This is a genomic window from Streptomyces sp. NBC_00210 (assembly GCF_045160975.1).
Classification (GTDB): Bacteria; Actinomycetota; Actinomycetes; order Streptomycetales; family Streptomycetaceae; genus Streptomyces.
This window is the reverse complement of the sequence record NZ_CP108120.1, coordinates 8,307,817-8,330,249: the sequence shown is the minus strand read 5'-3', so window position 1 is coordinate 8,330,249 and position 22,433 is coordinate 8,307,817. Positions and strand designations below refer to the sequence as shown.

Genomic DNA, 22,433 nt, shown 5'->3' with positions numbered 1-22,433 from the left:
ATTATTGATGGTCATGTGGTGACGGGCGCCCTATATGGCCCTGTTCATGTCGCACGAACTCCGATATCAGGGCGAGAAGACGTGCGGGCTGTTCGATCTGCGGGAAGTGCCCCGCGTCCGCGATGAGTTCGAACCGGGCCGCCGCGAACGACTCCGCGTATGCCCTGCCGTACGCGGGGGTGACGATCCCGTCCCCCTTGCCCCAGGCGACGAGGACGGGTACGTCGACGTCCTTCAGCCGTCGGCGCAGTTGCGGATCATGCATATACGGATCGCCGGCATAGACAGCGGCCGTCGCCCGGTTTGCGGCGGCCGCGGCGAGTTCGTCGTTGGTCAGCGTGGCCGGGTCGGGCCGCAGAGCCGGGTTGTGGAAGGCCAGACGGCCGGTCTGGTCGGGGGGAAGGGCGAAGATGTCGGCGATCTCGGTGTCGCTTCCGGCGACGTGGATGCCGACGGCGTTGACAAGGACGATGCGACCGATGCGGGAGGTGTCACTCAGGGCGAGTTCGGCGGCGATCCAGCCCCCGATGGAGTTTCCGACCACCGTGACGTCCTGCAGGTCGAGGTGACGGAGCAGATCGAGGTAGACCGATGCGAGGCGGGGGATGCTGTCGAGGCCGTCGGGGCGCGGTCGGCCCGCGAAGCCGGGGTGGGTCGGCGTGATCACCCGTCCATGGCGGGCCAGGAGCGTGGCGAACGGCAGAACGGACGCGGGGCCGGCGCCGCCGTGCAGCAGGAGGAACGGGCGCCCTGCGCCTTGGTCCTCCCAAGCCAGGGTGACGTCGTCGGCGAGCGGGGTGAGATGGGCGCGGGCTGCTGCGCTGTCGGACATGAGTGAGCCCTTCAGGAGGTGTGTGGAGGCACCACCCAGCCTAAATAAGGATGTTTATATAAGCAAGCTTACTTAGCGAGCTATGATGTCCGCATGCCCGTAGCACTCCAGGACCTGGGGCTGGCCGTGAAGCGGCTCCAGCACCGTCATCACCGCACTCTCGACGCGCTGCTGATCGAGCAGGGCACCACGCTCGCCCAGTGGGACGCGCTCCGTGCGATCCACCGCCATCCCGAGTCCACGTCCCACGAGTTGGCCGTCCTGACCTTCCAGAGCGACCAGTCCTTCGGAACGCTCGCCAAGCGGCTGCTGGCACGGAAACTCATCGAACGCACCGCGGGCCCCGGGCGCGCCATCCGGCACCGCCTCACCCCCTCCGGCGAGGCCGTGCTCGACAAGGGCCACGCCGTGGTGAACCACGTACTCACGGAGTCCTTCGCGCCACTCTCGCAGCAGGAACGCGATCTCCTCCATTCACTGCTGACGCGGCTCCTGCCCGAGCTGCGTCCAGCAGACACGGCACCCCGCTGACCCTTGCGGCCAAGCCGGTCTGGTCACGTTTGGGGGGATCCGGGCCCCTTCGAGGCTGGGCACGTTGCTGCGCTCGTTCACCCACGGCCTGCCACGGCCGGGGTGCGGCGATGTCGAGCAGGGGCTTGATGTGGGCGCGTGCTGGCGGGGAAGGCCACCCGGACCGCGGCGCAGGGGCGTCGCCCCTGTGTGTCGGAGGCACCGCCGGGGCATCCCCCTGGGGAGGATGCCCCGGCGGCCGGGTGGCCGATCAGTACCGGCTGTACCGGCAGTTGTTCTTGGCGGAGAGGCATACCGCGACTTTGGCCTTCTTCGCGTTGTAGACCGGGGTGCCCGCCAGGTAGTCCTTCTTGCCATACCCGCTGGCCCGTCCCAGCTCGCGCCACTTGACGGCCCCGGACTTGCAGTCGGTATAGACCAACCAGGCAACAGCGGCCTTGCCGTCGCGTGCCATGTCCCGGACGTAGCTGCCCGAGTTGTTCTTGATCTTGGCGTAGGAGCATGTGCTCCACGAGGAGCCGCCACTTACCAGCGTGCCACTGACGTAACCTCCCCGCTTCGCGTCAGTCGTGTAGAACGCGAACTGCTGGGCGGCTGCCTGGGCCGAGGCCGGCACGGCAAGGACCGCGCCCATCGCCAGTGCGCCTGCCGCCAAAACGCTGTTCATCCTCATGACATCTCTCTTCCTGGGTGTGTGACGTGGCCAGACAACCTGAGCTGACCCCGGGTACTGAGAGGAGTGCGTGGACCACCCTCCGCACGTGGTCCTGCGATCAAACCGGCTTGTGCTGCTTGGCAGCGGGGGTCGTGAACCCGACCACGTCCGTGCCGGCCGCGCTCTGTCCGGTCTTCCTCAGCAGCCCTTCGCCGTACTTGCCCTTGCCCTTGCCCTTGCCCTTGCCGTACTTGACGCGCACGTTGCCCTCGACCGAGCTGTACGTCCTGCTCGACTTGTTGTATTTGACGACGACTCCGACGTGGTCGATGGTGCCGTTGTGATCCCGGTCGTAGGTCACCGCGTCCCCAGGCTTCGGCGTGTAGCTTCCGCGCGGATGCCACGTGTGATGACGCTGGCCGTAGCTCTTGAAGGAGCCGGCGAGCGAGTTGATCCCGGCCACATCGGCTTGGCCCCAGTACCACGTGAACTTCACGAAGTCCGCGCACCACGCCTGGCTGCCCCAGGCGATGGGTGTCCACTTCTTGACACCCCCCTCATACCTGTAGCCCTTGGTCGTGCCGCATTTCGCGCCGTCCAGGCCCTTGGGCGCGCCCTTCTTCCAGAAGCCGCTGTAGAAGTTGCAGTTGTTGGTGTGCTTCTTGCCGCCCTCGAGCAGCCGCTTCTGCACTTCCTTGTTGTGGCTGTCGAACTGCCCGTTCGCCTGGCGCGCTATGGTGTCGCCCAGGGCGCTCGCCTGTGCCGGCCCAGCCATGGCCGGGCTGCCGACGAGCAGACCGGCACTCACGCAAGTGACCAGGACACCCTTGTTGAAACGCCTCACTAACTCTCTCCTCTGACCGAGTTACTGACTGCCTGTTTTCGACTCACTTGTTTTCGAACTCACCTGGCCTTCTGTGTGGTTGCCATGAAGAGATCGCCATCACATGGCTGAGGGGACGCTGAAGGTTCCTGAGGGGCCTACAGGTCGGCTTCAAAGAGCGTTTTGACCTGGGGAAGGTGTTTGGTTCGAGCTTCAGGTCTCGTGTGGGTGGGTTTCGTAGTCGCGGGCCAGGCGTCGGTGGCGCATGAGCCATCTGGATGGGTGGGCCGCACGGCGACGTGCTCGTCGGGGCGAGTCCTTTTCCGCGCGGGCTCCCGCCGAACTGGACATGACGGTTCCTTGTTGTCCGGCACACCTGTGACTACTGCGTGAGTGGACTGGCAGGCTGTTCTGAGTGGATTCGGTCCGTAAGACCAATTGGCTGGTGCACCACTGCCGTGCCACGCCGACGAGCTGCGGTCACCGCTCCCGAGGAGCCGGTGTCGAAGACCTCACAGATGCCCTCCCTTCGGTTTTCAAACTCGCCTGGACACAGCATCTTTGGCCGGGGGCGATATCGACAACGACCGTCGGGTGCAGCCGAATGTCCCTGGTCAGCAGGCACGACGCCAGCGAATCGGACATCGGGGGCTGTGTGTTACGTATCCACTTCACTGCGAAGGATCTGGCCGATCCAGGGTGCCGACCCCCGGCTGGCTTCCGGATGCTTCGGCGCACTGCCGGCCGGACTGCACCCACAAGTGCACTGGCAGGAACCGGTACTGGAGCTTCCCGGTTTCCGGGGACAAGGCGAGGTCGACTCCCCTCAGACGTCGAGGACCTCTGACCGGGAACCGGCTCGACAAATGACTGGCAGGCAACGCTAAATGACCATGGTCAGGCTCGTGTTGACGTCTTCGGGGGCAGGGGATCACGGTGCTGCGTCTCTATTTCACACTGGAGGACCTCGCCCGTACCCGAGTGGCCCTGCTGGGGCCACTGGCCGAGACACAGCTCAGCTTGCGGATGTTGCAGCGCCGGGACGAGAAGGTCCTTTTCGATGGGTGGCGCAGGCGCACGCATCCACGGGTGCCGCACGATGTACGGGAGCTGGCGGCCTTCGTTGCCGGCCCGCGGACGTGGATGGTTGATTTCTTCACGCTGCTGGGGCCGGTGTCCTCGATCGAGGAGGGGCAGGAGCGCCTGCTGAGCGCGCCACTGGCGCAACTTCGTGCCGAGCTCTCCCCCGATTCCCGGCTGGTGCGCCAAAGACCCTCCTGGCTGGCCGACCCTGCACGCGGCGGGGCGGTCGAGCGACTGGCGAACGCCCTGGTCGACTACCACGCCGAAGCCGTGGCCCCCTATTGGAACGGCGCGCTACGACATCTGAGCTCTCATGCCAATCTGGTAGGGAAGCTGATGGCCACCGGCGGAGTGGGTAAGGCGCTGGAGAGCCTCGCTCCCCGCCTGCGCTGGAGACCGCCGGTGCTGGAAGTACCGGACTACACCCCGTGGCGCGGGTCAGGCGACACGGAGTTCCACCTGGGCGGCCGCGGCATCGTCCTCGCACCCTCGCTGTTCTGCGAAACCGCACCCCAGCTGTTCGTACCCGGCACCGATGCCGAAGCCCTGCTGATCTACCCCGCTCCGCGCGATGCCGCCACAGTCCGCGACATATGGTCCCCGCCGCGATCCGCAGGCTCGCACAAGGCCCTTGCCGCACTCCTGGGAACCACTCGCGCCGCCATCCTGTCCACGCTCGTCGATGGCTGTACCACCACCGAACTGGCTCGCCGACTGTCCATCTCACCGGCCAGCGCCAGCGAGCACACCGGCGTGCTCCGACAGGCTGGACTCGCCTCCAGCACCCGCTACCGCAACACGGTGCAGCACACCCTGACACGAAAGGGACTGTCTCTCCTCGACGGCACCAGCACCGCGCCCTGAAGGCCCGCAAACCCTGTTGCCGAACTGCACGCCCATCATCGGCCGGGAGTTGAACCTGCCGCCCACGGCCGGCTGCACGGCGTTGCGTGCGGTCTCCCCGGACAGGACGGCCAGGCCGTTGCGCCACTGACCGGGGTCGGCCCTGTGCAATCGAACGGCGTAGCAGGCGATGTCGGGCCGACGTTCGACGGCCGGGGAGTCGCCCAGAACACCGGCAGAACTCCGCCTAATCTTCCAGACCTGACCTCTCATCCGGAAAGGAGCACATCGTGACTTCTCGACTCAACCCGTACATCGCCTTCGACGGCGACGCCCGGCAAGCCATGGAGTTCTACAAGGGGATCTTCGGCGGCACCCTGACGGTAAACACATTCGGTGACTTCGGCAGGGAGGAGGCCGGAGACGCCGCCGACAAGATCATGCACAGCATGCTCGAGACGGACAGCGGCTTCACGCTCATGGCCGCCGACACTCCGCCGGGGATGGAGTACAAGCCCGGGAACAACATCTCTGTGAGCCTCAGCGGAGACGACGTCAACGAACTGCGCGGCTACTGGGACGAACTCTCCGGCGACGGCACGGTTTCGGTCCCGCTCGAGAAGCAGATGTGGGGCGATGTCTTCGGCATGTGTACGGACCGCTTCGGCATCACCTGGCTGGTCAACATCAGCGAGCAGCAGGCCTGAACGGCAGCGGCGCGCCGGACCCTCCCGCCACGGACCGGCGCGTCACTCGCGGCGCCGCTCTGGCCTGACACGCCTGCAGCAGGTCGGGGTGGATATCAGGTGTAGCCGCAGTCGACTTCCCGATGCGGACGCTGACGGCACGCCCGAGATGCGGTTGCTGGACGAGGTCGCCCCGCTGATCGACGCCCCACAACAGCAGCCCGGCCGCGGCAGCTGCCGCAGGCAGAGCTCCTCGCGTTCCGCCGTGGTCAGCTCGCCGGACCGGCCCTCGAAAACACGAGCCGGGCCCACCGCTACGGGAAAAGCCCGCTCTCTCACCCGCCCCAGAGCGTGACGTACACCGGCGGCCGGAACCGGGAGGGCGGGACGCCCGCGCCGGGCGCGCGCATGATGCGGGTCGCTGCGGGGGTGTGCAGGAAGTGCAGGAACGCGTCGGTGGCCGGGGAACGGTGCTCGGGCTGCAGGACGGTGGCGTGCCAGGTGGCGTCCGACGGCGTGGCCGGGGTCTCCAGTATGCGCAGCTCGTCACGCCGGATGCGGGGCGAGACCAGATGGGCCAACGCTGGTGCCACCCCCGCGCCCTCGGCGGCGGCCGCCCAGGTCGCGGCCTGGTTGGGGAACACCCACACGTGCCCCTCGGCCACACCGAGCCGGCGCAGCAGCCGCCCGGAGTCCGCGTCCGGATCGGTTCCGGAGGAATCGACCAGCCACGACCACTGCGGCGGCGGACCTGGCGGCCGCGGCGACCTCGCGCCGGTCACCACGACCAGCTGGGTGCGGAACAGCGGCTCGCTGAGCAGTTCGCCCCCGCGGACGGCGCCGAGATACGGCCCGAGCGCGACGTCGGCCAGCCGGTTCTCCACCAGCACGCGTACCTCGTTGCCCGCGGCCACCCCGAACGAGGTCTCCGTCCTGCGCCCCGAGCGGCCGTCGAAGGCTTCCACGAGCGACGGGAGTACGAACTCGGCCAGCGTGCTCGTGGCGACGACCCGCAGCTCGTCGGGCGCGCCCCGCGCCGCCCGCACTGCCGCCTCGGCGTCCGCGCTCAGCGCGACCATCCGCGACGCGACCGGCAGCAGCCGCGCCCCCGCGGGCGTCAGACGCATCCCACCGCCACCGGTGCGCCGGATGAGCGGATCACCGAAGTGGGTGCGCAGCGCGGTGAGCGCCTGCGACACCGCAGACTCGCTCACGTCCAGAGTCCGCGCGGCGGCGCCCACCGAACCGAGCCGGGCAACCAGCACGAACGTGCTGAGCTGTGTGACGGTCACTATCCGATTTTCCCGCGTTTAGGGGGATAAGTGAATGCTTATCGACGCATTGCAGGGCCGGTGAGGAAGAGCGCAGCATCACTGCACAGGGGCACAGCGTTCCAGGAGGGCTCGATGCAGGTTCCAGCCGCGTTCCAGTACGAGAGCGCCACCAGCCTCGAGCAGGCGATCGAGCTGCTCACACGGTACGGACCCGAGGCCCGGGTGGTGGCGGGCGGACACAGCCTGCTGCCGATGATGAAGCTGCGGCTGGCCCAGCCCGAAGCCCTGATCGATATCAACGGCCTCGACGAGCTGGCGTTGATCCGGGTGGACGGGCACGAACTGTCCGTCGGAGCGATGGTCCGCCACGCGGAGCTGCTCGCCTCGCCGGTCGTCGGCGAGCACTTCCCCATCCTGCGGGACGCGGAACGGGTCATCGCCGATCCGCTCGTACGCAACCGCGGCACCGTAGGCGGCTCGCTGTGCCAGGCCGATCCGTCGGAGGACCTGTCCGCGGCGTTCTCGGCACTGCGGGCGACCCTTGTCGCCCAAGGGCCCGGCGGCCGGCGCACCATCGGGATCAGGGAGTTCTTCCTCGGGCCGTACGAGACCGCCCTGGACGAAGCGGAGCTTCTGGTGGAAATCCGAGTGCCCATCCGTTCGCACGCCAGCGCCTACCGCAAGGTCGAGCGCCGGGTCGGCGACTGGGCGGTCGTCGCCGCCGGAGCGGTGCTGGAGATCTCCGACGGGGTCATCACCGAGGCCGGGATCGGGCTGACCGCAGTGGGTGCCCCACGATTCGTGGCCGAGGGGGCCGAGGACTTCCTGCGCGGCGGACGGCCGGACGACGAGGGCTTCGCCGAGGCGGGCCGGATCGCCTCGCAGGAGTGCAGGCCGACAGCCGACCAGCGCGGCCCGGTCGACTACAAGCGGCATCTGGCCGGGGAGCTCACCCTACGGGCGCTGCGTACCGCCGCCGCCCGCGCCCAGGGGCAGGAGGCGTGACATGCGGATCACCGTGACCGTGAACGGCGAGCAGCACACCAGGGACGTGGAGCCCAGGCTGCTGCTGGTGCACTTCCTGCGCGACGAACTCGGGCTCACCGGCACCCATTGGGGCTGCGACACCTCCAACTGCGGGGTGTGCGCGGTCTGGTTGGACGGGACGCCGGTGAAGTCCTGCACCGTGCTCGCGGTGATGGCCGACGGCCATGAGGTTCGGACCGTGGAGGGCCTGGCGCACGGGGCCGAACTCGACCCGGTGCAGCAGGGATTCGTCGCCTGCCACGGGCTGCAGTGCGGCTTCTGCACGCCGGGGATGATGATGACCGCCCGCTGGCTGCTCGACCACAACGCGGATCCGTCCGAGGAGGACATCCGGAAGGCCATCTCCGGACAAATGTGCCGCTGCACCGGTTACGAGAACATCGTGCGCTCCATCCGTTGGGCCGCCGAGCACGGCGGCGCGGCGCGGACCGCCGACGCGGAAACCGAGCCGGCGCCCGGCCGCGAGGAGGTGCGGACATGACGACCACCGAGGAACGGCCGGTCGGCTTCGGACGCATGCCCCGCAAGGAGGACGCGAGGTTCGTCCGCGGCCACGGGACCTACGTCGACGACGTCAAGCTCCCCGGGATGCTGCACGGCGCCGTCCTGCGCAGCCCGCTGGCGCACGCCCGGATCGTGTCCGTCGACACCAGCGCCGCCGAGGCGCACCCGAAGGTCAAGGCCGTGATCACCGGGGAGACCCTGGCCGGTCTCGGGCTGGCCTGGATGCCCACGCTCTCGTACGACACTCAGGCGGTGCTCGCCACCGACAAGGTGCGCTTCCAGGGGCAGGAGGTCGCCTTCGTCGTCGCCGAGGACCGCTACGCCGCCCGGGACGCCCTCGAACTGATCGACGTGGAATACGAGCCGCTGCCGCCGCTTGTCGACGCCCGCCGGGCGCTCGACCCGGACGCGCCGGTGATCCGCGACGACAAGGACCAGCAGACCGACAACCACATCTTCGACTGGTCGGCGGGCGACAAGGAGCGCACCGACGAGGTCTTCGCAGCCGCCGACGTCGTGGTGGAGCAGGACATGCTGTACCCGCGGGTGCACCCGGCGCCGCTGGAGACCTGCGGCACCGTGGCGGACATGGACGCCATCACCGGAAAGCTGACGGTGTGGTCCACCACCCAGGCCCCGCATGCACACCGCACGCTCTACGCCATGGTGTCCGGCATCCCGGAGCACAAGATCCGGATCATCTCTCCGGACATCGGGGGCGGCTTCGGCAACAAGGTCGGCATCTATCCGGGTTACGTGTGCGCGGTCGTCGGTTCGATCGTCACCGGCAAGCCGGTCAAGTGGGTGGAGGACCGCTCGGAGAACCTGATGAGTACCTCCTTCGCCCGCGACTACCACATGCACGGGGAGATCGCGGCGACGCAGGACGGGAAGATCCAGGCCCTTCGGGTCCAAGTGATCGCCGACCACGGCGCCTTCAACGCAACCGCGCAGCCGTCCAACTTCCCCGCCGGCTTCTTCGGCGTCTTCACCGGCTCGTACGACCTGGCCGCCGCGCACTGCACCGTGACGGGCGTCTACACCAACAAGGCGCCCGGCGGTGTCGCCTACGCCTGCTCGTTCCGCGTCACCGAGGCCGTGTACCTGGTCGAGCGGATGGTCGACCTGCTCGCGGACAAGCTCGACTCCGACCCGGCCGAGCTGCGGATGCGCAACCTGCTGCGGCCCGGGCAGTTCCCGTACAAGACGCAGACCGGGTGGGAGTACGACTCCGGCGACTACCCGAGGACCCTGCGGCTGGCGATGGACATCGCGCACTACGACGACCTGCGCCGGGAGCAGTCCGAGAAGCGCGAGCGCGGCGAGCTGATGGGCATCGGGGTCAGCTTCTTCACCGAGGCCGTCGGCGCCGGCCCGCGCAAGCACATGGACATCCTCGGGCTGGGCATGGCCGACGGTGCCGAGCTGCGCGTTCACCCGACCGGCAAGGCGGTGCTGCGGATCTCCGTTCAGTCCCAGGGCCAGGGTCACGAGACGACCTTCGCGCAGATCGTCGCCGAGGAGCTGGGCATCCCGCCCGAGGACGTCGAGGTGGTGCACGGCGACACCGACCAGACCCCGTTCGGTCTCGGTACCTACGGATCCCGCTCGACGCCCGTGTCCGGAGCGGCGGCGGCGATGGTCTCCCGCAAGGTGCGCGAACGCGCGAAGATCGTCGCCTCCGCGATGCTCGAAGTGAACCCGGACGACCTGGAATGGGAGAAGGGCCGCTGGTTCGTCACGGGCGACCCCGACCAGGGAAAGACCATGGCCGAGATCGCCCTCGCGGCGCACTCCAACCTGGAGCTGCCCGAGGGCGTCGAGGGCCAGTTGGACGCGACCTGCGTCTACAACCCGCCGAACCTCACCTTCCCCTTCGGCGCATACATTTGCGTCACCGACGTGGACGCGGACACCGGCCAGGTCAAGGTCCGCCGGTTCATCGCCGTGGACGACTGCGGCAACCGGATCAACCCCATGATCGTGGAGGGTCAGGTGCACGGCGGGCTCGCCGATGGCCTCGGCATGGCGCTCATGCAGGTGATCGCCTTCGACGAGGACGGCAACTGCCTCGGCGGGTCGTTCATGGACTATCTCCTGCCCACCTCGGTCGAGTGCCCGTCCTGGGAGCTCGGCGAGACCGTCACCCCCTCCCCGCACCACCCCATCGGAGCCAAGGGCGTCGGCGAGTCCGCCACGGTGGGCTCGCCCGCCGCGGTGGTCAACGCCGTGGTCGACGCGCTGAAGCCGCTCGGCGTACGCCATGTCGACATGCCGCTGACGCCCGCCGCCGTGTGGCGGGCCGCCCAGGGCCGGCCGCTGCGCACCGACCTGGCGATCACCTGAGGCCACCGCGATGACGAACACCGAACTGCTGGCCCGCGCGGACGTGCTCCGGCACGGCCGGACCCCGTTCGTCCTGGCCACCGTCGTCCACGCGGAAAGGCCCACGAGCGCCAAGCCCGGGGACAGCGCGCTGGTGCTGCCCGACGGCACCGTCGAGGGCTTCGTGGGCGGCACATGCGCCGAGACGACGGTGCAACTGCAGGGCCTGCGGGTGCTGGAGACCGGCGAGTCGCTGCTGCTGAGGATCACGCCCGCCGCGGACACCGGGGCCGAAGGCGCACAGGAGCCGGGCGAAGGTCTGTTCACGGTGGCCAACCCCTGCCTGTCGGGCGGGACGCTCGACATCTTCCTGGAGGCCAACCTCCCTTCTGCGTTGGCGTACGTCTACGGACACGCCCCCATCGCCCGCGCTCTGCTCGACGTCGGTCGTGCGCTCGGCCTCGACGCCCGACCGGCCTCGCCCGGGGAGCCGCTGCCGCCCGATCTGGACGTCATCGTCATCGCCACGCACGGCCGCGACGAGGAGACCGTGCTGATCGAGGCCGCACGCGCCGGGATCCCGTACATCGGGCTGGTGGCCAGTCCGAAGCGCGGCGCGGTGGTGCTCGCCGGGCTGGGTCTCACCGAGGAACAACGCGCGCATGTCCACACCCCGGCCGGCCTGGACATCGGCGCGCGGACCCCGGGAGAGATCGCGCTCTCGGTGTACGCCGAGATCATCGCATTGCGGCCGCAGGCGGCCCTAGCCGTGCGCCCCGGAGCCGACTCCGCCGCGCCGCAGGCCGTGGCCGCGGACGTGGATCCCGTGTGCGGCATGACCGTGGCGATCACACCCGCCACCCCCTCACTGGACCGGGCCGGCAGCAGGGTGTACTTCTGCGGGCCGGTGTGCCGGCACGCCTTCGACGACGACCCCTCCCGCTACGCGCATGACTGACCTCGACCCCCTCGTACCCGACGTCCCCGCCCTGCGCTCGCGTCTGGACGCCGTCGGCTACCTGGCCGACGACGCCCTGGCCACGGCGCTGCTGCTGGCCGTGCGCATGCGGCAGCCGATCCTGCTGGAGGGCGAGCCCGGCGTCGGCAAGACCGAGGCGGCACGCGCGCTCGCCGCCGTGCTCGACACCCCGCTGATCCGGCTGCAGTGCTACGAGGGACTGTCCTCGGCCGAGGCCCTCTATGAGTGGAACTATCCACGGCAACTACTGGCCATCCGGCTGGCCGAGTCCCGCGGGGAGCCCCTGCGGGACGCCGACCTGTTCGCCGAGGACTACCTGCTGCCGCGGCCGCTGCTCGCCGCGATCTGCCACCCGGGACCGCGGCCGGCGGTGCTGCTCATCGACGAGGTGGACCGCGCCGACGACGAATTCGAGGCGTTCCTGCTGGAGCTGCTCGCCGATGCCGCGGTCACGATCCCCGAACTGGGCACCCGCACGGCTGTGGTGCCGCCGGTGGCCGTACTGACCTCCAACCGCACCCGGGATCTGCACGACGCGCTCAAACGCCGCTGCCTCTACCACTGGATCGACTACCCGGACACCGCACGAGTCGCCGCGATCATCCGCAGACGAGTGCCGGAGTCGTCCGAGTGGCTGGCCGCGCGCGTGGCGCGCGGGGTGGCGCGTCTGCGTGCCCGGCAGGAGCTCACCAAGCCACCCGGCATCGCCGAGGCGATCGACTGGGCGGGCGCGCTGCACGCGCTGGGGCTCTCCGTTCTCGACGCCGACGCCGCCGACCGCACTCTGGGGGCGGTACTCAAGTACGCCGAGGACCTGGAGGCCGTGCGCCGGGCCGGACTGGCAGAGCTGATCGACGCGGAGGCAGGTTCCGATGCCTGACCTGCCGGAACTGGCAGCCTCGTTCACCGCCGCCCTGCACGACGCAGGGATCGCGGTGGGCCCCGACCGTACCCGTAGCTTCGCTCGGGCGCTCACCCTGCTGGCACCGTCGACGACGGGCGAGCTGCGGCACTGCGCGCTCGCCACCCTGGTGTCCGACCGCGAGCAGATCGAGCCGTTCGACGCGGTCTTCCGCGACGTCTTCGGCGGCCCGGCCGACCGTGGAGCACAGCGCGGGCAGCCCGGCGACCCGGCCCGATCGCTTCCGGACACCGTTCCCGGCCGTGTCCCCGGCGCCCGGAAGGCCACGGCGGACGGACACGGCCGGGAGGCCGACGCACAGCCGCGGGAGGCTCCCGTACCCCTCGCCGCCAGTCCGCTCGACCGTCTCGCCAACCGCGACTTCGCGGACCTGTCCGCCGAGGAACTGGCGCGGCTCTCCGAGGTGATGCGCACCCTTGTGCTTCGCACTCCGACCCGGCCGTCCCGCCGGCGGCGCACCGCGCACCACGGTGCGCGCATCGACGTGCGCCGCACCCTCTCCGCCAGCCGGCGCACCGGCGGGTACCCGCTGCGGCTGCACCGCTTCGAGCTCCGCGCCCGCCCCCGCGACCTCATCGTGCTCTGCGACATCTCCGGATCGATGGAGCCCTATGCCCGCGCGATGCTGCAACTGCTTTACTGTGCCGCCCGCGCCGCCCGCGCCGAGGTCTTCACCTTCGCCACCCGGCTCACCCGCCTCACGCCCGCCCTCCGTCGGACCGGGCCGGACGACGCCCTGGCACGGGCCGGACGGGCGGCCCCGGACTGGTCCGGGGGCACCCGGATAGCCGAGTGCCTGGCGGAGTTCAACGAACGGTTCGGCCGGCGCGGTATGGCGCACGGCGCCGTGGTCGCCATCATCTCCGACGGCTGGGACACCGGCGCGCCCGCCGACCTCGCCACCCACATGGCGCGGCTGTCCCGGGTCGCCTACCGCGTCGTATGGGTCAACCCGCGTACGGCAAGCCCGCGTTACCGTCCGCTCGTGGCCGGCATGGCTGCAGCGCTGCCCTACTGCGATGCCGTCGTCAGCGCCCACAACCTCGCGGCCCTGGACGACTTCACCGCCGCACTGTCCGCGCCGCGCCACCGCCGATGACCCTGCCCGTCCTCGACGTTACCGAAGGGCAGGGGGCTCCGCTCTGCACCGCCGGCACCGGGCGGCGGAGTTAGCGCACCGCTGCTGCCAGCACGGCGGTCGCCGGCAGGGCGACCGGCCAGCGAGCCATGCAGGGTGACCCCGAGATCATGGAGTTCCTCAACGAGCAGCTGACCGCCGAGCTGACCGCGATCAATCAGTACTAGCCCGACTCCGGCACCCTCACCCTCACCCTCACCCTCCACGGTCAGTCCCTTGCAGGTACGGCACGCAAGCGCAGGCGCGAACACCACCAGCGCATCCAGCTGGTCCCTCAGAATCCCCTGGGGGCACTAGTACTCCAGCAGGATTTCGCTGTCTGACCTGCGGGTTTCGCTGGGCGGCTGGAGTGTAGCGGGCTGTGGAGTGGTCAGGGGCGGTCTCACGGAGGCCGCCCCTCGAACGTGCGACAACGCCGCAGGTAATGACAGCGACGGGCGACTGCCTGGCGTCGTCGGCGCCAGTTCGACCAGCTCATCGCGTGGCGTCGGCCTCGGCGTCCGCGCAGGTGCGGGGGCCGGGGACGACAAGCTGCCAGGAGTCGCCGAACCTCCGCCACTGTGAGCGCGATGGCCCCGGCTGCCTCACCGGTTCCGCCCCCTTTTCCCTGGCCTGGTGTGCCGTGGCTGCCAGGAAGGCGTGCGCGAGCATGGCGAGGGTGATGTGCCGGTACCAGCCCACGTAACGGCGGACTTCGTACTGGTCCAAGCCGCACTCGTTCTTCGCGGCCTGGAAACACTCCTCGATCGCCCAGCGCGACCCGGCGATCCGCACCAGTTCCCGGGCGGTGGTCTCCAAAGGGGCGTAGGCGAGGTAGTAGGCGACTTCGTCGGGCTTGCGGATGCTGCGACGGGCCAGCGCCCACCGCATCCGATGGGGGACCTCGCCCTGGTAGTCGAACTCGGCGACGGCCGGCAGCCGCACCGCCGCCCAGTGGTAGACCCGCGGTCCCTTCGCGCCGTCTCCGCATGAGATCTTCTCCCACGCCTCGGCCGGGGCCTGTGCGAACAGGCCCTCGATGCGGGGACAGCCCACAGTGAACTGGGACTTGGGCACGGCCAGCACATAGCCGACGCCCGACTGCTCCAGCAGCCGACGGAAGCGACTCTCCTGGCCGTAGGCGGAATCCGCAGTGACCCAGGCGATGGGCAGCGGTGAGGCGAGGGCCCGCAGCACCATGCGCCGGGCCAGTTCGCCCTTGGTGGCAAACGCCTGGTCGTCGGGGACTTTGGCCGCGCGGCAGCGTTCACGGTCCTCGGCCCAGGACTTGGGCAGATACAACTCCCGGTCCACCAAGGCGCGCCCGCGGCCGGAGGCGTAGGCGGCGAAGACACCGATCTGGCAGTTCTCGGTGCGGCCGGCGGTTCCGGAGTATTGGCGCTGAACCCCGGCGGAGGTGGTGCCCTTCTTGATGAAGCCGGTGTCGTCGATGATGAGGACCCCGCCGTCCTCACCGAGCTTGTCGGCGACGTATTGCTGCAGGTCGTCGCGGATGTCGTCGGGCTCCCACTTTGCGCCGGCGAGCAGGTGCTGCAGACCGTCGGGGGTGGCATGGCCTGCCTGTTCGGCCAGCTGCCAGCTGTTCTTTCGGGCCACCGGGGCGAGCAGTCCGCGTACGTAGTCACGCATGCGGCGGCGAAGCTCCACACGGCCGAAGTGATGACCGATGGTCACGAAGAGGTCGTCCAGTTCAAGGTCCCACTGCTCGGCAGCACTCTCGAAGATCACGTGGGGAGCTTTCCCAACCGCTGTCATTACCTGCGGCGTTGTCGCACGTTCGAGGGGCGGCCTCCGTGAGACCGCCCCTGACCACTCCACAGCCCGCTACACTCCAGCCGCCCAGCGAAACCCGCAGGTCAGACAGCGAAATCCTGCTGGAGTACTAGGCGCTGTTTCTCGGATCATGTGCGGAGCCAGATCAGGAGTGCTGCGAGTGTGACGGTGCCGAGGTAGATGTAGGCGCGTTTCTCGTAGCGGGTGGCGACGGCTCGGAAGCCCTTCAACCGGTTGATGGCGCGTTCGACGGTGTTGCGCTTCTTGTAGCGCTCGCTGTCGAAACCGGTGGGCCGGCCGCCTCGGGAACCGCGGTTGCGGCGGTGTTCTTGCTGGTCGAGACGTTCGGGGATGGTGTGCCGGATTCCACGTCGTCGCAGGTAACGACGGTTAATTCGGGACGTGTAGGCCTTGTCCGCCAGGACATGGTCGGGGCGGGTGCGGGGCCGCCCGACTCCGGTGCGAGGCACGGATACCTGCTCCAGCACGCGCTCGAGCTGAGGGCCGTCGCCGTAGTGTCCGGGTGTCAGGACGAGGGCGAGGGGTCGGCATCGTCCCTCCGCGGCGAGGTGGATTTTGGTCGTGAAGCCTCCGCGGGAGCGTCCCAGGCATTCGCCGATCTGACCACCTCCGCCAATCGGGCGGCCAGCTTCCGAAGCACCGGATCGGCCTGGTTCGTCCCCCGGACGGCCCCCTTTTGAACAACCGCGGCCGGCCGAGCCTTCCTTGCGCCGGCGGCGTGCTGGTGGGCCCGCACCGCTGTTGAGTCCACCGAGACGTCCCAGTCGATCCGGCCCGCGGCGTCCTCGGCGGCCTGGACCTTCGACAGCAGCATCTCCCACGTTCCATCCGCGGACCAGCGGCGATGCCGCTTATAGACCGTCTCCCACGGCCCGAACCGTTCCGGAAGATCCCGCCACTGAACACCCGTCCGCACCCGGTAGAGGACCCCGTTGATCACCCGACGGTGATCGCTCCACCGGCCCCCACGAGTACCACCACGAGGTAAGCACGAAGCCAGCCGATCCCATTCCGCATTTGTCAGATCCCCACGGCCCATACCCCGAGCCTGACCCCAACCCCCCGCTCACGTCCCGAGATCCGAGAAACAGTGCCTAAACCCTTGCCGCACCATGGGCACCGCCCCATGTCAGCTCGAGGCTAGGGCCACCGTCGGAGAGACCCGCGCCGCGCGCATCGCCGGATACAGCCCGGCCACGGCCCCGATGACCAGAGTGCCCGCCGCTGCTGCCAGCACGGCGGTCGCCGGCAGGGCGACCGGCCAGCCCCGGTGCTCCGCGTACCCGATGGTGATCAGCAGTCCGAGGACCGCGCCACCGCAGCCTCCGAGCCCGGACAGCACCAGGGATTCGGTGAAGAACTGGTTGCGGACCTGGCCCCGGGTGGCACCGAGTGCCCTGCGCAGCCCGATCTCGCCACGTCGTTCCAGCACCGCGATGACCATTGTGTTGGCGACACCGATGCCGCCGACGAGCAGGGCGACCGCTCCGATACCGAGCAGCAGCCCGGTGAACGCCTCCTCGGCGGCCAGCTTCGCCGCCAGCGCGTCCGACGGTCGGGCGACCCGTACCGCGTCGGGCTGTTCCGGATTGACCGTACGGGCCAGCACATTGCGGACGTCGCTCACCGCGTGCTCCTCGGCCCGGAGGTAGACGGCCGTAGGGTGCCCGTCGAAGCCCAGGTTCTGCTGCGCGGCCTTGAACCCGACCAGCGCCGAGCTGTTCAGCTCGGGTGCGAGCACGACCGGTTCCAGGATGCCGATCACCGTGAAGGAACGACCGCCGATCAGTATCTGGACATCCGGATCAGCACGGACGACGCCCAGCCTGCGGGCGGCGGCGGAGCCGAGCACGACCGCCGGATACCTGCCCGTGGCCTGGTTGAGCCAGACTCCACTCGACGTTCGTACGCCCAGGGTGGCCAGGAGGTCGGGGTGGGTCGCGGCGACCTCCAGGGCGTTTGTCTCCTCCTTCGGGATCAGGTCCGAGCGGTACACCTTGGCGTCGACCGTCCCGACGGCACTCGCATCGGTCACCGGTGGCACCCGGCGCACCATCCCGGTCACCCCGGTGGGCAGCTTCGCCGCACCGCCGGTCAGGGACTCCCCCGCTTCGACGTGCAGCAGATTGGTCCCCAGTGTGTCGAGGGTGGCCTGGAGCTCCGCGCGGCTGGAGGTGGAGATGCCCATCACGGCCACCATCGCGGCGATACCGATGGAGATCCCGGCCGCCGAGAACACGGCGCGCATGGGTTTCGCGCGCAGCCCGGACAGACTCAGCCGCAGGACGTCGAGCGGTCCCAGGCGGGCCGGGCGCAGCGCAGGTCGGGAGGGTGTCATTGGGCGGCCTCCTGCGCGGTGCCGGGGGCGGAACCGGCGGTCGCACCTGGGGCGGTACGGCCACCGTCGGGCGGGCGATGACCGCCGTCGGGCGCAGGGCGACCGCCGTCCTCGACCATCCGCCCGTCGCGCATGGTCACCCTGCGCGGCAGCCGGGCGGCGAGTTCCGTGTCGTGGGTGATGACGACGATCGTGGTGCCGTCGGCGTTGAGCTCCCGCAGCAGTTCGACGACGCTCGCCCCTGACGCGCTGTCGAGGGACCCGGTGGGTTCGTCCGCGAGGAGCAGGGAGGGCCGGCCTGCCACCGCGCGGGCCAGGGCGACCCGCTGCCGCTCTCCGCCGGACAGCTCGTGCGGGCGGTGCCGCAGCCGGTGGCCGAGGCCGACCCGGCGCAGGCTCTCGACGGCGGCCGCGGTCCTGGCGCGCCGGGACAGTCCGGCGTACAAGAGCCCCTCGGCCACGTTGTCGACCGCGCTGACCCCGGCGGTGAGGAAGAACTGCTGGAAGACAAAGCCGATGTGCTCTGCCCGGAGCGCCGAGAGTTCGCGGTCGGACAGCCGGTCCACGGCGTAGCCCGCGATGGCGACGCGGCCATCGGTGGGCCGGTCGAGGGTGCCCATCAGGTTGAGCAGGGTCGATTTCCCGGATCCCGAAGGGCCGACCACGGCGAGCAGTTCGCCCGGCAGGACGCGCAGCGACAGGTCGCGGACGGCGTGGACGGGCGGGCTTCCGGGGTAACTGCGGGTCACCGCGGTGAGCTCGATGACGGGATCGGTGGGCGGTGCCGACCCGGCGGCCGGTTCATTCGTCACCTCAATGATGGCGTTCACAGCGCGGGCATCCCGACCTTGAGTCCCTCGGTGATTCCGGTTCCCGACACCTCGACCCTGCCTCCGCTGAACATCCCGGTGGTGACCGGGATGATGCGTGTGGTGTCGCCCTTGACGACCTGGACGCCGTATCCGCCTTCCCGCAGGGCGAGCAGCGCGGCGACGGGTACGGACAGGACACCCTGGCGCCGTTCGCTCTCGACCTCGATACGGACTGGGGCGTAGGTGAGGGTGCCCGCGGCCTTCTGGTCGAGGAGGGCGATCTTTACGACGACGGTCTGGTCGCCACCCTCGGGGTTCTTCCCGCCGCCGCCGTTCCCGCCGCCGCCTCCGTCGCCGCCGTCCCCGCCGCCGCCCTTGTTCTTGTCGTCGTCGCCTCCCCCGCCGCCCACCACCGTGCCGACCGAGGCGACCTTGCCGGCGACGGGTTTGTCGCGGCCGGGGAGAGTGACCAGCACCCTCTTGCCCACGGGCAGCAGCTGCTGCTGGGACAGCTTGGCCTTTACGGTCACGGCCTGTTCGGCCTTGGTCGTGGCCAGGACGGGGCTGCCGCTCTGCGTCTCGTCACCGGGTTTGCGGTCGGCCGCACCCGCCCGGACGGACTGCGGCGCGAACAGGACACGGCCGAGTTCGAGCCTTCCGGTCTTCGGCAGACCGAGGTCGCGCTGCCAGCGTTTCACCGCATCGGCCGTGTTGTCGGTGAACTCCTCGTCCACGGTGAAGCCGGTGTAGCCGAAGGCGGCGAGGTTGCTCTCCAGCTGGCGTACGTCGCCTCCGTCGGACATGTCCGGTCCGAAGGCGCGGTAGGCCGGGATCTTTCCGTACAGGAGCACCACAGGCTTCTCGTCGACTCGGTAGAGGACGCCGCCGCGGGAGACCGTCTCGCCGGGGCGGACCACCCAGGTCACGGTGCCGGTGAGGCGGTTGGGCAGATACACCTCGTCCGCGTACTCCAGTGTCCCGTCGAGCTTGTCCGTCGCGGCCAGGTCGCCCCGGGTGACCGGTGTGGTCGCGGCCTCCGAGAGCCGGGTCGGCGGCTCGTCGCCCGGCCGGTCGCGGAGCACCACGGCGGCGACCGTGCCCGCGGTGAGTACGACGGCGATGGAGACCAGCAGCACGCGGGAGCGCCGCGGGCGGGGGGTGTGGTCGTCGGCCCCGGTCACGGTGTCGGTGTGCGCCTGGGGCCGAGCGTGGACTTCGGTCATGGCTTCGTGCTCGCCGTCACCGTCTTTCACTGCCCCTCATCCGGAAGCGGACCGGCCTCCTTGTAGCACTCCTTCGACGCCTTCTCGTGCTCCGCCTTCTGGTTCTCCTTGACGTTGCCCATGTCGAAGCCCTTGGCGCGCATGCACTTCTCGACCTTGAGGCGCCAGACCTTGCGCTCCTCGCTCTCCTTGCCGCCGGAAGCCGCGCCGCCACCGCCGCTGCCGCCCTGGTCCATGAACTGCTTGCAGGCGTTACGCGCCTTGTCGATCTTGGCCTGGTCCTGCGTCTCCGTAACCTGGATCGACAGGTTTCCGTCCTTGGCCGGGTCGTCGACCGTGAGGCCGTTCTGGCGCAGGCAGCGGACGAACTTGAGGACGCCCTCCTCCGGCTCGCCGCCACCCGGCTTCTTCGCGCTGCTGCTGGGCGCCTTCTTACCGCCGGTGGAGGGGATGTCGCTCTTCTCGTCGGACCCGCAACCTGTGAGCACAACGAGCGGGAGCAACGCGGCGACGGAACCCATCGCGATTCGATGTAATCGTTGCAGTTTCAACGTCGACTCCTCGTCGAATACTCTCTGGAGAATTCCGCACTTCGGATGCGACAGTCATTATTGCCGAGGGCCACCGAGGGGCCGATGAGAGGCTCATGAAATTCATCTGAGAAGAAAGGGACGAAAACATTCCGGTGCCGGTGTACAAAAAGATCGAATTCGTGGACTGTCCGGGCAGTCCACGAATTCGATCTTCAGCAGTTGCGAGCGGCCATGATCAGCCGCCGATCGAACCGCCCCAGATGGCGTACGTACCCGACGGGCACCACATCGTGTGGTTGAAGGTGCCGTAGTAGTACGTCGAGAAGATGTACCGGTAGCCGTTGGAGCAGTCGATGTAGACCCGGTAGCCGTTGCCGGAACAGGTCATGTACATGTATTGGCCGGACGTGGAGCCGTTCCAGCAGCTGGCCATGGTGCTGGCGTCGCCCTTGGCGACGGCCTTGACACCGGTGGACTTGTCGAGCGACTTCGAGGCGACCTCGGTCTTCGTCTGACCCTGGGCGTTCTGCGCAACGGAGACCGCCTGACCGTTGCCGGTCGAGGCCGCGCTCGCGGCGGGCGCCAGGCCCACCCCGGAACCGAGCATCAGCAGGGCCCCGGCCCCCACAAGACCAAGATTCTTTCGAATACTCATCTCTCCCCATTCACTGCGTTGGTTTTGCACCAATACCAGTCGGCATTGGACTTGCACCAATGCCCACTCGCCGAGCGAACGCCCTGATTCTTTCCAGAGCCTCAGAAGCATGTCAATTCTCATGCACCTCTCATGATCACCCTCATGCGGCGAATAAGTCATTCCGCACAATCGCCCGGCCGTCGAGCAAAGATCACCCGGAATGGCATATGCGCCGGTCACCACACGGGGCGACAATATTGAGTCGTGCATTCCCTTTGAGACCCTGTCGTTAATCAGCCATTAATTAGTGGCCGGCTTCGGAAGTCCTTCGGGGGTTGATCATGCTGCCAAGTCGACGGAGGATTCTTCCTGGTGATCGGTGGTGAGCCGGTCGATCCTGGCCGGCCGATCGTTCAGGTCAAAGGTCGCGAACTTCCACTGAACGGCTGTGCTGTGCTGTTGTAGCGCTCTTCAAATGCTCGGAGCCGGTTGGCGACCTGCTTCAGGTCGCTGAAATCGTTCGGCGAGACCACCTGCGCTGGACAACGGAGAAGAAAAGCTCCACCTGGTTGAGCCAGGAGGCGTGGACGGGCGTGTGGACCATGACCGCGTTCGGGAATGCGCCGGTCAGGCGGCCGGAGGCCGTCCGACCGCGGTGGAACGAGCGGTTGTCGACGATCCTGAACAGGGTGTGCGCTGGCTTCCCTTGTCGGTGCTCGTCGATCCGTGCAGATCCTTACGTCCCCTCACCGTCCCCTGGACGTCCCCAGGGGACGTGTGCCCAGGCACAGTTGACCAGTCACTCCACGTCGGAAGGTGGATCACAAATCTCTGCGCAGCGGAGAGCCTTACCGACGATGCGCCCCGGCCATCTGGCGCACGCCAGCGAGTCCGAAGTTCGCTTCATCGCCGAGGGGAGGACCACACCCGAACTCGAGCACCGGCACTTCGAGCGCCATGGTGCGGGCGCGCCGGAGGTACGCGGCGCAGTCGAGACCCGCGACCATGCCCGTTTCGAAGCCGCGCGCCACAACTCCCCCGCTGACGGCGGCCACGACGGAGATCTGACCACCGGCCAGATCGCCCGCCTCACCAGCCTGAGCGACAAAGCCCTTTACGGCCCGGCTGACGGTCGCCTGCCCAACACACTCAACATCAGCATCGACGGCACACGGGGCCATGAACCAGTAGCCACCGCGGGCATGCTTCTGCAGGCCACCGCGATCGCCCTCGTCGCCGTCGGCACCACCTTCGGCGTTCGGGCGACCGCCCAAGTCCTCCTCGGCGTCGGCACCGCCCTGGTCCATCCCACCCTGCTCGCCGTCATCGGAGCCCACCCCGCATCGGCGCGCCCGCGCCGTCGGCGTCTACCGCCTGTGGCGCGACGGCGGATTCGCCGTCGGCGCACTCCTCGCCGGAGCCCTCGCCGACGCCTACAGCCTCACCACCGCCAT

General features: G+C 69.0%; 22 protein-coding genes and 1 pseudogene. 10 read left to right on the top strand and 13 right to left on the bottom strand.

The window, feature by feature from the left end:
- Position 1: 1 nt before the first annotated feature.
- Positions 2 to 832, bottom strand: a complete 831-nt coding sequence (locus tag OG729_RS37400; protein ID WP_405810525.1) for an alpha/beta fold hydrolase — start codon at positions 830 to 832, stop codon at positions 2 to 4.
- A 93-nt stretch (positions 833 to 925) separates the two neighbouring features.
- Here OG729_RS37400 and OG729_RS37395 point away from each other — a divergent pair, with 93 nt between their 5' ends.
- Positions 926 to 1,363 (top strand): MarR family winged helix-turn-helix transcriptional regulator, encoded by a 438-nt coding sequence (locus tag OG729_RS37395; protein ID WP_405810524.1) that lies wholly within the window; start codon positions 926 to 928, stop codon positions 1,361 to 1,363.
- Between the two features lie 250 nt (positions 1,364 to 1,613).
- Here the strand turns inward: OG729_RS37395 and OG729_RS37390 are convergent, their stop codons facing one another.
- Positions 1,614 to 2,036, bottom strand: coding sequence for a hypothetical protein (locus OG729_RS37390; protein ID WP_405810522.1), 423 nt, complete (start codon positions 2,034 to 2,036; stop codon positions 1,614 to 1,616).
- Positions 2,037 to 2,136: 100 nt separating this feature from the next.
- Complete coding sequence (locus OG729_RS37385; protein ID WP_405810521.1) at positions 2,137 to 2,862, bottom strand: CHAP domain-containing protein; 726 nt, start codon at positions 2,860 to 2,862, stop codon at positions 2,137 to 2,139.
- 915 nt (positions 2,863 to 3,777) lie between these two features.
- Here OG729_RS37385 and OG729_RS37380 point away from each other — a divergent pair.
- Positions 3,778 to 4,788, top strand: coding sequence for an ArsR/SmtB family transcription factor (locus OG729_RS37380; RefSeq protein ID WP_405810519.1), 1,011 nt, complete (start codon positions 3,778 to 3,780; stop codon positions 4,786 to 4,788).
- A 269-nt stretch (positions 4,789 to 5,057) separates the two neighbouring features.
- Positions 5,058 to 5,474: a VOC family protein gene (locus OG729_RS37375; protein WP_405810517.1), complete on the top strand. Its 417-nt coding sequence runs from the start codon at positions 5,058 to 5,060 to the stop codon at positions 5,472 to 5,474.
- Between the two features lie 314 nt (positions 5,475 to 5,788).
- Here the strand turns inward: OG729_RS37375 and OG729_RS37370 are convergent, their stop codons facing one another.
- Positions 5,789 to 6,745 (bottom strand): LysR family transcriptional regulator, encoded by a 957-nt coding sequence (locus OG729_RS37370; protein WP_405810516.1) that lies wholly within the window; start codon positions 6,743 to 6,745, stop codon positions 5,789 to 5,791.
- Positions 6,746 to 6,859: 114 nt separating this feature from the next.
- On the opposite strand from OG729_RS37370, the gene OG729_RS37365 reads away from it, so the two are divergent.
- The 7 genes and pseudogenes from OG729_RS37365 to OG729_RS37335 all read left to right on the top strand — a co-directional run.
- Positions 6,860 to 7,732 carry an FAD binding domain-containing protein gene (locus OG729_RS37365; RefSeq protein ID WP_405810514.1) on the top strand — a complete coding sequence of 291 codons (873 nt, stop codon included), beginning with the start codon at positions 6,860 to 6,862 and terminating at the stop codon, positions 7,730 to 7,732.
- A 1-nt stretch (position 7,733) separates the two neighbouring features.
- Positions 7,734 to 8,255 (top strand): (2Fe-2S)-binding protein, encoded by a 522-nt coding sequence (locus tag OG729_RS37360; RefSeq protein WP_405810512.1) that lies wholly within the window; start codon positions 7,734 to 7,736, stop codon positions 8,253 to 8,255.
- Complete coding sequence (locus OG729_RS37355; protein ID WP_405810511.1) at positions 8,252 to 10,624, top strand: aerobic carbon-monoxide dehydrogenase large subunit; 2,373 nt, start codon at positions 8,252 to 8,254, stop codon at positions 10,622 to 10,624. Before OG729_RS37360 ends, OG729_RS37355 begins: the two co-directional genes overlap by 4 nt.
- A gap of 10 nt (positions 10,625 to 10,634) precedes the next feature.
- Positions 10,635 to 11,561, top strand: coding sequence for an XdhC family protein (locus tag OG729_RS37350; RefSeq protein WP_405810510.1), 927 nt, complete (start codon positions 10,635 to 10,637; stop codon positions 11,559 to 11,561).
- A complete protein-coding gene (locus tag OG729_RS37345) occupies positions 11,554 to 12,462 on the top strand; it encodes an AAA family ATPase (protein WP_405810509.1) in 909 nt (302 codons plus the stop codon). The genes OG729_RS37350 and OG729_RS37345 overlap by 8 nt, the downstream gene beginning before the upstream one ends.
- Positions 12,455 to 13,603: a vWA domain-containing protein gene (locus OG729_RS37340; RefSeq protein ID WP_405810507.1), complete on the top strand. Its 1,149-nt coding sequence runs from the start codon at positions 12,455 to 12,457 to the stop codon at positions 13,601 to 13,603. The genes OG729_RS37345 and OG729_RS37340 overlap by 8 nt, the downstream gene beginning before the upstream one ends.
- Positions 13,604 to 13,731: 128 nt before the next feature.
- A pseudogene (locus OG729_RS37335) lies at positions 13,732 to 13,806 on the top strand (bacterioferritin); the annotation flags it as partial.
- A gap of 310 nt (positions 13,807 to 14,116) precedes the next feature.
- On the opposite strand, the gene OG729_RS37330 reads toward OG729_RS37335, so the two are convergent.
- The 9 genes from OG729_RS37330 to OG729_RS37290 form a co-directional block, all read right to left on the bottom strand.
- Positions 14,117 to 15,397: an IS701 family transposase gene (locus tag OG729_RS37330; RefSeq protein WP_405803484.1), complete on the bottom strand. Its 1,281-nt coding sequence runs from the start codon at positions 15,395 to 15,397 to the stop codon at positions 14,117 to 14,119.
- A 146-nt stretch (positions 15,398 to 15,543) separates the two neighbouring features.
- Positions 15,544 to 16,475 (bottom strand): IS5 family transposase gene (locus OG729_RS37325; RefSeq protein ID WP_405803601.1). Its coding sequence is split into 2 segments (ribosomal slippage): positions 15,544 to 16,125 and positions 16,128 to 16,475, totalling 930 coding nucleotides; the frame shifts between segments, so codons are not numbered across the junction.
- A 90-nt stretch (positions 16,476 to 16,565) separates the two neighbouring features.
- A complete protein-coding gene (locus tag OG729_RS37320; protein ID WP_405810506.1) occupies positions 16,566 to 17,774 on the bottom strand; it encodes an ABC transporter permease in 1,209 nt (402 codons plus the stop codon).
- Complete coding sequence (locus tag OG729_RS37315; protein ID WP_405811421.1) at positions 17,771 to 18,595, bottom strand: ABC transporter ATP-binding protein; 825 nt, start codon at positions 18,593 to 18,595, stop codon at positions 17,771 to 17,773. The genes OG729_RS37320 and OG729_RS37315 overlap by 4 nt, the downstream gene beginning before the upstream one ends.
- A 5-nt stretch (positions 18,596 to 18,600) precedes the next feature.
- Positions 18,601 to 19,839 (bottom strand): peptidoglycan-binding protein, encoded by a 1,239-nt coding sequence (locus OG729_RS37310; RefSeq protein WP_405810505.1) that lies wholly within the window; start codon positions 19,837 to 19,839, stop codon positions 18,601 to 18,603.
- A complete protein-coding gene (locus tag OG729_RS37305; RefSeq protein WP_405810503.1) occupies positions 19,836 to 20,330 on the bottom strand; it encodes a hypothetical protein in 495 nt (164 codons plus the stop codon). The genes OG729_RS37310 and OG729_RS37305 overlap by 4 nt, the downstream gene beginning before the upstream one ends.
- A 247-nt stretch (positions 20,331 to 20,577) precedes the next feature.
- A complete protein-coding gene (locus tag OG729_RS37300; RefSeq protein ID WP_405810502.1) occupies positions 20,578 to 20,997 on the bottom strand; it encodes a hypothetical protein in 420 nt (139 codons plus the stop codon).
- 484 nt (positions 20,998 to 21,481) lie between these two features.
- On the bottom strand, positions 21,482 to 21,610 hold the full coding sequence (locus OG729_RS37295; protein WP_405811419.1) for a hypothetical protein: 129 nt from the start codon (positions 21,608 to 21,610) through the stop codon (positions 21,482 to 21,484).
- A gap of 217 nt (positions 21,611 to 21,827) precedes the next feature.
- Positions 21,828 to 22,286 (bottom strand): hypothetical protein, encoded by a 459-nt coding sequence (locus OG729_RS37290; RefSeq protein ID WP_405810500.1) that lies wholly within the window; start codon positions 22,284 to 22,286, stop codon positions 21,828 to 21,830.
- Positions 22,287 to 22,433: the final 147 nt, after the last annotated feature.